Below are 13524 nucleotides of genomic sequence, written 5' to 3' on the forward strand. Positions count from 1 at the left end.
GAGATAGTTATCAACTTTAAATTTCTCCCGATGTTTCAAAATCATCTCCTGATAGCATGGCGTAACCTGGTCCGGTTTAAATATTATTCCCTGATCAATATTGCCGGGTTGTCTATTGGCCTGGCCGCCTGCTGGTTATTGTTGCTGTATGTACACCGGGAAACCAGTTATGATAATTTTTATCCGCAGGCGGATCGTATTTACCGGGCTGTTAATCATGCTACGTGGACAGGCGGTAATTTGCACCTGGCTACTACTTCCGCCCCATTTGCCGCGGTATTGAAGAAAGACTACCCCGAAATAGAACAGATAACAAGAGTAGAAGCCGATGGCGGCGCCGCATTGAAATATGGCGAAAAGAAACTGGAAGTAGGGGATATGTTTTTTGTGGACAGCACCTTTTTTAGCGTGTTCAATTTCCCGATAGCCGCAGGGGATGCTTCTTCTGCCCTGGCCCAACCCAATTCGCTGGTGCTGACCCGGAGTCTTGCTCAAAAACTCATCGGCAGCCCTGAGGAGGCGATAGGAAAAACCATCCTCACAGATGACAGCACTGCTTATACTGTGAGCGCAGTAATGGAAGATGTGCCCTCCAATTCCCATCTCTCTTTCAGCGCATTGCGCGTAATGCCGCCGGACTATAACGCTAACGGCTGGCAGAACTTCGACGTATATACTTACCTGTTATTGCAGAAAGATGCGGATGCAAAATCGCTGGAAAGTAAGCTGCCGGCGTTTTTTGAGCGGTATTTAAAACCGCGTATGGGAGAAGTAACGTATAAAATGGAACTGCAGCCGGTGACAGATATCCACCTGCATTCCCACCTCGATTATGAAATATCGCCAAACGGCAACATGCTGTACATCTATATTTTTCTTTGTATTGGTTTGCTGACGTTGCTGATTGCCTGTATTAACTATATGAACCTGGCTACGGCCCGCGCCAGCGCGCGTATAAAAGAAGTAGGGGTGCGTAAAAGTATGGGATCGGGCAGGGAAGAAATTGCGCGCCTGTTCCTGACAGAATCCATGCTGCTTACTTTCTTTGCCGCCCTGGTTGCTGTGGGAATGGTAGCGGTATTGCTGCCCTGGTTTAATGCTTTCACCGGTTCGCAGGTACAGTTATGGCAGTTCGGACTGGCAAAAACCATCGTTGTTATTATAATGCTGGCTTTACTCACCGGTCTGTTGGCAGGTATTTACCCGGCGGTGTTTATGTCTGGTTTTAAAGTGATCAATTCGCTGAAAGGGAAGCTGGGAAACAGCGGCCACGCTGGTTTCCGGAAGGGGCTTGTTACCTTCCAGTTTATCATTGCGATTATTTTAACAGGAAGCACCATGGTGGCGTATGACCAGCTGCAGTATATGATGCATAAGAACCTGGGTTTCGACAAAGACCAGGTGTTGTCTTTTCATATACCTGACCAGCAGATGCGGAGTAAAATGGCGGTGCTGAAAGACCAGTTGTTGCGGAATCCGCTGGTGCAGCATGTAGCTGCGGCCAGTAATCCGATAGGCAGGAATAATATTGGTGGTCACGGCTTTTTCTTTGAGCAGAACGGCAGTATTTCCGAGGCGTCTGTAGTTGCGCAGAATTATATGGTGGACGCGGATTACCTGAAAACAATGGGCATCAAGCTGCAAAGCGGGCGTAATTTTTCAGATACCGGTGAATCGGATATGCATCATTCGGTGCTGATCAATGAAACGCTTGTGAAAATGCTCAACTGGGATCAGCCACTGGGCAAGCGGGTGCAGTTTAAGATTGACGCCGAAGGGAATCGTACCGAGCGTGTAGTGGTGGGCGTGGTAAAAGATTTTCACATCTATTCCCTGCAGCATAAAATAGCGCCGCTGGTGCTGGAGATGCCGCCGTTCCCCGGTGCGCAGGACAATGTGTACGTGAAGGTGAGCAGGTCCAATGTGCCGGCTGCAGTTGCCTATATTGAAAAAGTGTTTCATTCCTTTGATCCCGGGCATCAGTTCGATTATAGTTTTATAGATCAGAATTTCGCCAGGCAGTATGCCGGTGAGCAGAAGCAGGAAACGATATTTATGTTGTTTGCAATGCTGGCATTATTTATTGCCTGTCTGGGACTCTTTGGGCTGGCGGCTTTCACGGCGGTACAGCGAACAAAGGAAATAGGCGTACGCAAAACGCTGGGGGCTTCCACCGCGAATATTGTAAAATTATTATCGAAAGATTTCCTGCAATTGTTACTTATTGCCGCTGCGGTAGCATTCCCGGTTACCTGGTGGATTATGGACCGGTGGCTGAATAATTTCGCCTATCATGCGGGCATCAGCATCTGGGTGTTTGTGATTACAGGCAGCGCGGTGGTAGTGATTGCGTTGGCGACGGTGAGTTTTCATGCGGTGAAAGCTGCGATGGCCAATCCTGTTAAGAGTTTGCGGGCTGATTAAAAGAAGGCGCCGGGTAAGTAATTGCCCGGCGCTGCATTATATTAAGCGGTTTTAAAACACCGCATACTGATACTTCCGTTCTGTATTTCTTCGTACGTGAATTTTATTTCCTCATTTTTATTTACCAGTCCCAGTGTATAGATCATTGGGAGATAGTGATCGTTGGTTGGGATGGACAATTGCGCTTCCCGGCCGAGGGTATGATAATTTACCAGGTCGGTGAAGGCGCCCTGTTCCAGTTTCTGTTTCACCGTTTCATCGAAGGAAAGGGCCCAGTCGAACGGTTTGGCATTGTCTGTAAACACTACCTGCCGGAGATTGTGCACAATGTTGCCGCTGCCGATGATGAGTACTCCTTTATCCCGTAGTGCTTTCAGTTCTGCCGCCAGTTTGAAGTGGTATTCCGGTGGCTGGTGATAATCGATGCTCAGCTGGAATACAGGGATATCGGCCATAGGATACATATGTTTCAGTACCGTCCATGAGCCGTGATCGAGGCCCCAGTGGTCATCTTCTATAACATTAGTGGAAGTGATGAGCTGTTTGGTTTCCCGGGCCAGTTCCGGTGCGCCGGGTGCAGGGTATTGTACCGCGTAAAGTGCTTCCGGGAATCCGCCGAAATCGTGGATGGTTTCCGGTTGCGGGGCTACCAGCACGTGGGTGCCTTTGGTGAGCCAGTGGGCGGATATTACCAGGATGGCGTTAGGTTTTTGAGGCAAGTCCTTTCCCATGCTGCTGAGGGCGCGTGTAAAGGGATTGTCCATGATACCGTTCATGGGGTTTCCGTGCCCGATAAACATAACGGGCATGCGGGCGCTGTTTTTAAATTCGCCGGTAATATTCCTGAGATCGTTGAGTTGCATGCTATTCCTCCTGATGGCAGCAATGCCGTTGATGATAAAATTTATGCGAACTGGCGTAAGAAGTCCGCCAGGCTTGTTTTGTCCAGTTTAAGCAGCAGTGCGCCTTCAATTTCCTGGTAAAGGTTGTCCAGATGCTGGTTGATCTGTTTCCCTACGAGGCAGTCGGGGTTGGGCTTATTTTTGCTATTTCCCAGCAGGGAAGCCTGTTGTACGGCGTGGTATACTTCTGAGAGCCGGATCTTATCGGCTGGTTTTGCCAGGGTGGCGCCTCCGTTTTTACCTTCCTTACTTTCTATGAGCCCGTGGTTGCGGAGGTTGCTGATTTCCTTTCGAACCAGTACCGGGTTGATGTTAATGCTGCCGGCAATATAGTCGGACGACAACAGTTCCCCTTCCGCGCTGGCCATCAGCGTGAGTATATGCAGTGATATGGGAAATCTTCCGTTGTTCATTCTGTAATCGACTTTATTACAGTACAAAAGTACGATAATAGGGGAGAATGGAAAAATTTATCTGTGGGTATAGAAGTAAACCACGCTGGCAATGATGAGAACCAGTACGATAAGGGCAATCACGCAGCCATTCCGGCTGGGTTGCTTCACTGCACTGGCTACCCCACGGGCGCCAATAAGCGCCTCCACGGCCTCTTTAGCTTCCAGCAGGCCAATATTGGTGCCGGGGAGCTTGTTCATTTCTGTCAGGTAGTATTTAACGGCATGCAATTTTCCGGAATGCAGGCTCAGTTGTATCGCTTTTTCCTCGATGGTACGTTTAGAAATGATGTTTTTCCGGTTTTCCGGGGTTGTTTGGTCGTTCACTACCTTTTGACAGCTTTGGCAGATAAACAGTACGTGAAATGGGTCTTTTTCCGGTATGGTACGGATAAGATCCGTGCTCCCACACCAGGGACATACTTGTACAGTGCTCATTAATGGTGGAACTTTTTATTAACTGCTGCATAAGTTAATAAAAGTTTTTTAGGATTCAGCAATAAATGCGGTAGAGGGGAGGTCGACGATGTTTGTCTGTTACTTCACCAATACTTCTCAGATGCCTGATGCATGGGTAAGCATTGCCTAACCCATGCACTATGAATACTGTTCTCATGCACTTCTGATGCACTTCCAATGCACTATCAATGCACTCCCCATGCACTATCTCCCCTTAGGGTTGTTTTTTCAGGTGTCCGGCAAATGCTTTTTTGAACTTCTCCAGTTTGGGTTTGATCACAAAAGTGCAATATGGCTGTGATCCGTTCTGGTTATAATAGTTCTGGTGATAATCTTCCGCCTCATAAAAGGTAGTAAGCGGCGCAATTTCCGTTACAATAGGTTTGTCGTACGCGCCGGATTCCTGCAGTTTCTTCTTATAAAACGCTGCTTTCTCTTTCTGGTCCTCGTTATTGTAGAAGATCACGCTGCGGTACTGGGTACCTACGTCGTTGCCCTGCCTGTTCAGCTGGGTGGGGTCGTGACTCAGCCAGAAAGCCTGCAGCAGTTCTTCGTAGCTTATCTTTGACGTATCGTAGGTAACGCGGATCACTTCCGCATGGCCGGTAGTACCGGTACATACCTGCTCGTAGGTAGGGTTGGGTACATCACCGCCGGCATAGCCGGATTCTACTTTAGTTACACCGTCCAGGTATTGAAACTGAGCTTCTGTACACCAGAAGCAGCCGCCTCCGAAGGTAGCGGTAGCCGTTTTTCCATTGTTGGTTACTTCCATATCTCCGGGCACTTTGTCTTTTTTTTGCTGGGCACAGGCAGAAAACGCCATTGCAATCAGGCAAATGAATATTGAATATTTTCTCATAAAAATAAAAATTTCAAAGATGCAGCTTTTTTTATATGTCCGGAATGTAATGCTGTTAAGGGATTGCAGCTATTCCTGGCATCTTTAAAGAGCCTTTCCTTTTTATAATTTACGTAATATATGATGGAGGAGAGCGACAAGTTAAGTAACTTTAACATTCTTTTGCAGTTTCCAGGAACCCAGGAGCGCCCTGAAAACCGCCCAAAAGCATACGTCAGCAGCAGCAGGAACCGATAGTATAAGCCGGAATTGCCGGATAACGTTTGATAGCATAATGACAACAAAGATGAACAAGAATTAATAATTTTCCCGGATCAGCTTTCTCCGCCACCATGTTGGCAGCGCTTTTACGCGCACATGAACGTAAACCTTTTACGCAGACACGAACAATACCTGATTGTTGGTGCCTTCTTACTTTAAATAAATAACACTTGAAATATTTTCCTGAATCTGCGTTGATGCAGTTGGAATTCGACAAAGTACAGGCATTGCTGCAAGAGCATTGCAAAACAGAGCTCGGCAAGGAAATGGCCGCAGCGCTCCGCCTGCACACGCATATAGATTACGTAAAAACCGCCCTGCAACAGGCACATGAATATAAACAACTCACCCTGTTACAGGAAAATTTTCCGAACGATTTCATCCTGAACCTTAAAAGAGAACTCCGCCTGCTTTCTATTGAAGGGGCTGTACTAACCGGGGAACAGGCCATGCTGCTGCGTAAACTGGCAGAAAGCATGCATAGCATTGTCCGTTTCTTTGATCACGACCGCCGTACCCAGTACTCCGCGTTGTATGAAGTGATCAAAGAAACCCATTATGAGAAAAAGATCACCGCTACCATTGATGAAGTGCTGGATGAACTGGGACAGGTAAGGGATAACGCTTCCCCGGAACTGGCCCGCATCCGTATTTCGCTGTACCGCAAACGTACAGAGCTGCGCCGCGTGTTTGACCGTATCCTGCAGAAGCTGCAAAAGCTCAATTACCTGGCCGACCAGGAAGAGGCTTTCCTCAACGGACGCAGGGTTGTGGCTATTTACGCCGAAAATAAGCGCATGGTAAAGGGTATTATTCATGGCGAATCCGATACGCGGAAGACTTCCTTCCTGGAACCGGAAGAAACCATTGAGCTGAATAATGATATCCAGTCGCTCGAAAGGGAAGAAGGACGCGAGGTGTACCGCATTCTCAAAGCGATGACGGCCGCATTAAGTGGTTTTTCGTTTTTGCTGAACGGCTACCATGAAATCCTGGGTACTTTCGATTTTATCCGGGCAAAAGCCAGGCTGGCGCTGGATATGGACGCAAACTATCCCATGCTGCTGCCGCATGCACAGCTTAATCTTATACAGGCTTATCACCCGTTGCTGCTGCTTTATAACAGGAAAAACCAGAAGCCTACCATCCCGGTAAGCATCAACCTGGATAAAGATGCGCATATCCTGGTGATCAGCGGACCCAATGCCGGTGGTAAAACGGTGACCCTGAAAACCATCGGGCTTATTCAGCTGATGCTGCAATCGGGACTGCTGGTGCCGGTACATCCATCGTCCCAGATCGGGATCTTTAAACAACTGATGATCCATATCGGGGATACCCAGTCGCTGGAGTTTGAGCTGAGCACGTACAGTTCCCATCTCAAAAACATGAAATATTTCATGGAAAACGCCAACGGCAGAACGCTTTTCTTTATAGATGAACTGGGAAGCGGGTCGGATCCCAACTTGGGCGGCGCTTTTGCAGAAGTGATCATGGAGGAACTGGCCAAGAAACATGCGTATGGTATAGTTACCACGCACTATCTGAACCTGAAAGTGATGGCCAACAAGGTAAAGGGGATCGTTAACGGGGCCATGGGCTTCGATGAACAAACGCTGATGCCTATGTATAAGCTGATGGTGGGGAAGCCCGGCAGCTCGTATACCTTCTCTATTGCTGAAAGGATAGGGTTGCATCCGTCGCTGATTGCGCGCGCCAAGAAACTCGTGGATGAGGGGCATTTCCAGCTGGATAAGCTGCTGAACAAAGCCGAACAGGATCTGCAGAAAGTAGAAAGCAAAGAAAAGGAACTGCAGAAGTTATTGAAGGAAAACGAGCGCCTGAAGAAGGAATATGAAGTGCTGGCCGACAAAGAGCGTAAGCAGCAGCAATATGCTTTACTGAAATTACAGAACCAGATCAAGGAAGATGACCTGCAATACCTGAAAGATATGGAGCGGAAGCTGAAGCAGATCGTGATAGAGTGGAAACGTGCCGATGATAAGGAGAAAGTAATGAAGCAGGCAGAAATCCTGTTGTTCCGCCGGCGTGAAAAGCAGCATACTGAACAACTCAACAAAAAAGTACAGGACAAATTTGAGGAGATCAAAGGCCAGATAGAGGTAGGCACCCAGGTGAAAATTGTTACCAACAGGCAGGTGGGCAAGGTATTGGAGATCCGTGATAAGCGTGCCATCGTAAAAATTGGTAATATTCCTATCAATGTGAAGCTGAGCGATCTTGTGCTGGTGCAGGAAAAACCTGCTGAAAAGGTAGAGGAAGGGAAATGATATAACGGATACCCTGAGGTGGTATAGAGATTATCTATAGGCCGTATAGTTGGAGCAAGGTTATTTAATAACCTATCTTTACCGCGTCAAAATTTAAATGGTGGTTACCGTAAAATATTAAACCAATGGAAGTATTAGAACGTGTTGTAACACGCAATTCGGATGTACAGGTTTATAACTGTGATTACGCAGAAGGGGCCAACTTTTTCATGGGGGAGTGGAATGGTTATGAGTGCGCAGGTGATCTGAACATTCCGCATCGTCACAATGGATATAGTATAGATATATTGATCAAGGGCCGCATAACGCAGGTGATTGATTTTAAAAAATACGAGATGGAAGCGCCGGCGCTCATGCTGATGGAACCTAACCAGGTGCATCAGCATGAGATGGATCCTGATGCGGAGCTCATTAATCTTTATTTCACCAACGACTTCCTGGTGCCCGAAATGCAGGGAGTGGTGAGCTGCTGGCGCTGTGTATTCAGCTCCGGTATGGTTCCGCTGAACGAAGAGCAGCTGGAGGAAGTATTGTCTTATGCAGATTTGATCAGGAAAGAGTATAACAGCAACAAATTACGCAAGGATGCCATCATCCGTAACCTGTTGAACGCTTTTATTATAGCGTGCGGGCGTATTTCTGAACCTTCCGGTAACTGGATGAATGCAGAGAGTTCGCAATATAATATGGCGCGGCAGTTTAAGATGCTGGTAGATCAGCATTTTCATGAGAAAGCGCAGGTATCGGATTATGCAGAAATGTTGTACGTTTCACCGGGACATTTAAATGACACGGTGAAGGCGTTGCTGGGAAGGAATGCTAAATTCATCATTGACGAGAAACGGATCATGGAGGCAAAACGCCTGCTGTACTGGGGTGAGCACTCTATCAAGCAGATTGCTGCGCAGTTGAATTTTGAAGATGATGCCTATTTTAACCGTTTCTTTAAGAAGCATTCCGGATTCACCCCTGCATCGTTTCAAAAGAGTATCCGTGAAAAGTACAATTAAACCCGTAATAATTTAAACGTGCGTTAACTTTAAATATCTATTTTTGCATTGTGTTTAAAATAATGATGTCGCCCGTGCATCATTCTAAATTTTGAAAACCGATGAGAATTTTTTAGCGGCCGACCGCAAACCTTCAATTTTCTTTTTTACAGTAGTAACAAATTGCTGTGCTCAAACGTATAATGTGCTGTAACATTATAGGTGTCTGAGTGTTGCGGGGCTACCTACCTGTATTTCACAACCCGATTGCTGTCACTGATATTGATTGCTGCGAAGCAAGGCTGCCTTTTATTGGCCTTGATCGTACCGGGGAATTTTATTGTTAGTCGTTTAAAACAAAGTAGTATGAAACCATTTAAATCAACGTTTACAAATTTGCCGGCAGGCTTACTTTATAGTTTTTTTGTTCTTTCCGTATTGTCTGCCTGCAGCACATCGCAGGCAAAGAATGAGGCTCCGCCACCAGCATCTTTACCTGTAATTAAAGCAGTTACATTACCTGCTACAACCTTTCAGGACTTCCCTGCTTCGGTAGAAGGAACCCGTGATGTGGAAATAAGACCACAGGTAGATGGCTATCTAACGAATATTTCAGTAGATGAAGGTGCTTACGTTAGAAAAGGTCAAACACTTTTCACGATCGATAGCAGACCTTATGTAGAGCAACTCAACAATGCCACTGCAAATTTACAAGCTGCAAAAGCGGCATTAGAGAATGCACAAATCAATGTTGATAAATTGAAACCGCTACTTAGTAATAATGTGGTATCGGATGTTCAATTAAAATCGGCCGAAGCAAGTTACAATTCAGCGAAAGCTAATGTTGCCCAGGCACAGGCCCAGGTAGAAGCCGCCCGTATCAATCTTGGGTTCACAAATATCAGCGCACCCAGCGATGGTTATGTAGGTAGTATTCCCTTTAAAACGGGAAGCCTTATTAGCAGGGGAATGACAGGCGCGTTGACTACTATTTCTGAAGTAAAGGATATGCGTGTTTATTTTTCTTTGAGTGAAACCGATTTCCTCAAATTCAAGGAAAAATATCCAGGTAATAGTGTTGCTGAAAAAGTAAAAGGAATGCCAGCGGTAGAATTAATCCTGGCAGATGGAAGTGTTTATCCTGAAAAAGGAAAAGTTGAAATAGTGGAAGGGCAGTTTGACAAAACTATTGGTGCAATTAGTTTACGTGCCAGCTTTCCTAATGCACAGGGAGTACTTAGAAGTGGTAGTACCGGTAAAGTCAGAGTACCTACTTTACATGCTTCTGCATTGGTAATTCCTCAGGAAGCTACGTTTGAATTGCAGGACAAAGTGTTTGTTTATACAGTGGCCGATAGTAATAAAATCGTTACAAAACCACTAACCATTTCTGGCAAAACGTCTAATTATTATTTTGTTACTGATGGCGTTAAGGTGGGAGATAAGATTGTATTATCTTCTCAATCTACCATGATGATGGGTGGTTTAAAAGATGGTGTTGTTATTCAGCCACAGATGGTATCTATAGATAGCCTGTTGAAAGCAAAGCCGCTGCTTTAAAATAGTTAAGCGTGAAAGCACGCCAGTGTTAAGAACGTTTACACAAAACATTATTCAAATTGTGACGCAGGCAGTGTTGTTACACACATGCACTGTTTGTGTTCGTGCGGACATACCGCAACCCATAATTGTTATTTATGTTAAAACGATTTATTGAAAGGCCGGTGTTATCAACGGTTATTTCTATCATATTGGTTATACTGGGAGCGTTGTCTTTATTCTCCCTGCCTACGGCCTTATTCCCTGAGATTGCGCCGCCATCTGTACAGGTTATCGCTAATTACCCTGGCGCCAACGGGGAGGTGATAGCCCGTACAGTTGCTACCCCCATAGAAGAATCGGTAAATGGTGTGGAGAACATGACGTACATGACCTCCAATTCCAACAACGATGGTAGCTACACCTTGACAGTTTATTTTAAACAAGGAACGGATCCTGATATTGCGGCGGTAAACGTACAAAACCGCGTATCTAAAGCTAATAGCCAGTTGCCTCCCGAAGTATTACAGGCTGGGCTTTCTACACAGAAAGTGCAGAGCAGCTTCCTGATGTTTGTGGCGATATATAGCGAGGATAGCGTTAAGTATAACGAACTGTTCTTAAATAACTATGCAAGAATTAATATCATCCCTCAGTTACAACGTATACCAGGGGTGGCACAGGTACAGCCATTTGGGTCGAAAGATTATTCGATGCGTGTTTGGTTGAAACCCGACAGGCTTGTTGCTAATAATCTTTCTACAACGGAAGTGATGAATGCGATCAAAGATCAGAACGTAGAAGCTGCACCAGGGCGTTTGGGACAAAGTAGTAAAGAATCTTTCGAGTATATTATTAAGTACAAGGGAAAGTTGAACAAGCCTGAAGAGTATGAAAACATGGTGATTAAGGCAAATAACGATGGTTCTGTTCTTCGCCTTAAAGATTTGGCCCGGGTTGAACTTGGTGGTTATACTTATACTGCCTCGAATTTGCTCGATGGCAAACCGGCTACTGGTTTTGGTATTTTGCAAACACCGGGTTCCAATGCCAATGAAATTCTTACCGAACTGGAACGCCAGATTGGAGAATTTGATAAGGCGTTACCCGATGGTATGAAGTTTAAGATCATGTACAACTCGAAGGAGTTTTTGGATGCATCAATCGACCAGGTAAAAGAAACACTGATCATTGCATTCATCCTGGTGGCCATCGTGGTTTTCGTTTTCCTGCAAGATCTGCGCTCTACATTGATCCCGGTAATTGCTGTTCCTGTTTCGATTATAGGTACCTTCTTCTTCTTACAATTATTCGGCTTTAGTATTAACCTGCTTACATTGTTCGCACTGGTACTGGCTATTGGTATTGTGGTGGATGATGCAATTGTGGTTGTAGAAGCCGTACACTCAACGATGGAACGAGAGCATTTACCGGCAAGAGAGGCAACAGTTAAAACGATGAGTGAGATATCCGGTGCGATTATTTCGATCACATTGGTAATGGCAGCAGTGTTTGTACCAGTGAGCTTTGTACAAGGTCCTGCAGGCGTATTCTATAAACAATTCGCCTTTACGCTGGCCATTGCTATCGTTATTTCTGCGGTGAATGCGTTAACGCTAAGTCCGGCGTTGTGTGCTTTATTCTTAAAGAACCAGCATATAGGCGAAGGTGGAGAGAAAAAAGGTTTTGGTGCCCGCTTCTTCGATGCGTTTAATACCGCTTTTAATGCAATGACGGCAAGATATATACGGAGCATCAAATTCCTGCTGAAGAACAGATGGGTGGCCGTTACCGGATTATTGCTTGTGGTGGTTGCTACAGTTTTGCTGATCAAAACAACACCTACCGGGTTTATTCCGGATGAGGATCAGGGGTTTGTTGTTGGTATTACCCAAACACCTCCCGGTAGTTCACTTAGCAGAACGGAGAATGCAACGAGCCAGATCAGTAAAATTACGATGAAAGATGAGGGTGTGAGCGATGTATGGGCTGCAAATGGAATGAACTTCGTAACAAATGCGAACGCTTCCCCTAACGCTGCGATATTTGTACGGTTAAAAGATCGTAAGGAGAGAGGTGCTGTAAAAGACCCCACTGCTATTGCAGGCGGTTTGTTAGGCAAGTCAATGCAAGTACATGATGCCCTGACTTTCTTTGTTGGTTTCCCAACAATACAGGGTTTCGGTAATGTGAGCGGGGTAGAAATGATGTTGCAGGACAGAACAAACGGATCGCTGGAGAAATTAGCGGGAACGGCATGGGGTTTTGTTGGTGCATTAAGTCAGCGGCCGGAAGTGGCGAGTGCGTTCACTACTTTTAATACGGGGAATCCACAATACACCATTGATATAGATGATATAAAAGTGAAACAATTGGGTGTATCTGTTGGTGATTTGTTGAATACGCTGCAAACGTATTATGGTAGTAGTTTTGTTTCAGACTTTAACCGTTTCGGGAAGTATAGCCGCGTAATGGCGCAGGCCGATGTTTCCTACCGGATGGATAAAAGTTCATTGGATGCTATTTATGTAAAGAACAACCTGGGTACGATGGTGCCGGTAAGTACAGTGGCCAAATTCACACGTGTATATGGTCCGGAAACAGTTACACGAAACAACCTGTATAGTGCTGTTACCATTAATGCCACGCCCAAACCAGGTTATAGTACCGGTGATGTAATTAAAGCCATTGGAGAAGTATCGAAAAAGGCATTGCCACAGGGATATGCCTATGAGTTTACGGGTATTACGAGGGAAGAGATAAGAGCAGGGAACCAAACTGCATTTGTGTTTTTATTGAGTGTGTTGTTCGTATTCTTCCTGCTGGCTGCACAGTATGAAAGCTATATCCTGCCACTGGCAGTAATCCTTACTGTACCTACGGGTATATTAGGTGTATATAGTTTCATTGGCTTCAGCGGCATAGAGGGCAATATCTACGTACAAATAGGTATGATCATGCTGATAGGATTATTGGCTAAAAATGCGATCCTGATTGTGGAGTTTGCCCTACAACGGCGAAGGGCGGGCTATGAGCTTGTTGAGGCGGCTTTGGAAGCAGCACAGCTTCGTCTTCGTCCAATATTGATGACTTCCTTTGCCTTTATTGTTGGTATGTTGCCATTAATCTTTACGCAAGGTGCATCTGCCAAAGGCAATCACTCGATCGGTTGGAGTACTGTAGGTGGCATGTTTACCGGGGTGGTCCTGGGGGTATTCATCATACCTGTGCTGTTTGTAATTTTCCAGTTCCTGCAAGAGAAAATCAGCCGTAAACCGATAGTGGCAGTGGAAGCAGAACATCAGGCAAAGCTGGTTCATTAATAGCGGCAGAAAAATATATTAT

Annotated in this window: 9 protein-coding genes; 5 read left to right on the forward strand and 4 right to left on the reverse strand. The window is 45.7% G+C overall.

Annotation, left to right across the window (positions count from 1 at the left end; all coding sequences use genetic code 11):
- The first annotated feature begins 30 nt into the window (after nt 1-30).
- Complete coding sequence (locus QFZ48_RS20020) at nt 31-2424, forward strand: ABC transporter permease (protein ID WP_429063339.1); 2394 nt, start codon at nt 31-33, stop codon at nt 2422-2424.
- Nucleotides 2425-2465: 41 nt separating this feature from the next.
- Here the strand turns inward: QFZ48_RS20020 and ygiD are convergent, their stop codons facing one another.
- The 4 genes from ygiD to msrA form a co-directional block, all read right to left on the reverse strand.
- Complete coding sequence (ygiD, locus tag QFZ48_RS20025) at nt 2466-3287, reverse strand: 4,5-DOPA dioxygenase extradiol (protein WP_429063340.1); 822 nt, start codon at nt 3285-3287, stop codon at nt 2466-2468.
- A 41-nt stretch (nt 3288-3328) separates the two neighbouring features.
- Nucleotides 3329-3739, reverse strand: coding sequence for an Rrf2 family transcriptional regulator (locus tag QFZ48_RS20030; RefSeq protein WP_429050347.1), 411 nt, complete (start codon nt 3737-3739; stop codon nt 3329-3331).
- Between the two features lie 57 nt (nt 3740-3796).
- Entirely contained in the window at nt 3797-4216 is a 420-nt protein-coding gene (locus tag QFZ48_RS20035) for a hypothetical protein (RefSeq protein ID WP_370907891.1), read from the reverse strand.
- A 235-nt stretch (nt 4217-4451) separates the two neighbouring features.
- Entirely contained in the window at nt 4452-5099 is a 648-nt protein-coding gene (gene msrA / locus QFZ48_RS20040) for a peptide-methionine (S)-S-oxide reductase MsrA (protein WP_370907890.1), read from the reverse strand.
- A gap of 431 nt (nt 5100-5530) precedes the next feature.
- Between msrA and QFZ48_RS20045 the strand changes: the two genes are divergently transcribed.
- The 4 genes from QFZ48_RS20045 to QFZ48_RS20060 all read left to right on the forward strand — a co-directional run bounded on the left by QFZ48_RS20045 (nt 5531) and on the right by QFZ48_RS20060 (nt 13502).
- Nucleotides 5531-7651, forward strand: coding sequence for an endonuclease MutS2 (locus QFZ48_RS20045; protein WP_429050344.1), 2121 nt, complete (start codon nt 5531-5533; stop codon nt 7649-7651).
- 125 nt (nt 7652-7776) lie between these two features.
- The gene (locus tag QFZ48_RS20050) at nt 7777-8661 is read left to right on the forward strand and encodes a helix-turn-helix domain-containing protein (protein ID WP_370907888.1); all 885 of its coding nucleotides are present in this window, start codon (nt 7777-7779) and stop codon (nt 8659-8661) included.
- A gap of 345 nt (nt 8662-9006) precedes the next feature.
- Complete coding sequence (locus QFZ48_RS20055; RefSeq protein WP_429050340.1) at nt 9007-10200, forward strand: efflux RND transporter periplasmic adaptor subunit; 1194 nt, start codon at nt 9007-9009, stop codon at nt 10198-10200.
- Nucleotides 10201-10337: 137 nt separating this feature from the next.
- Nucleotides 10338-13502 carry an efflux RND transporter permease subunit gene (locus QFZ48_RS20060; protein WP_429050338.1) on the forward strand — a complete coding sequence of 1055 codons (3165 nt, stop codon included), beginning with the start codon at nt 10338-10340 and terminating at the stop codon, nt 13500-13502.
- Nucleotides 13503-13524 lie beyond the last annotated feature (22 nt).

The sequence above is a fragment of the Chitinophaga sp. W2I13 genome (assembly GCF_050434005.1).
Taxonomy (GTDB): domain Bacteria; phylum Bacteroidota; class Bacteroidia; order Chitinophagales; family Chitinophagaceae; genus Chitinophaga.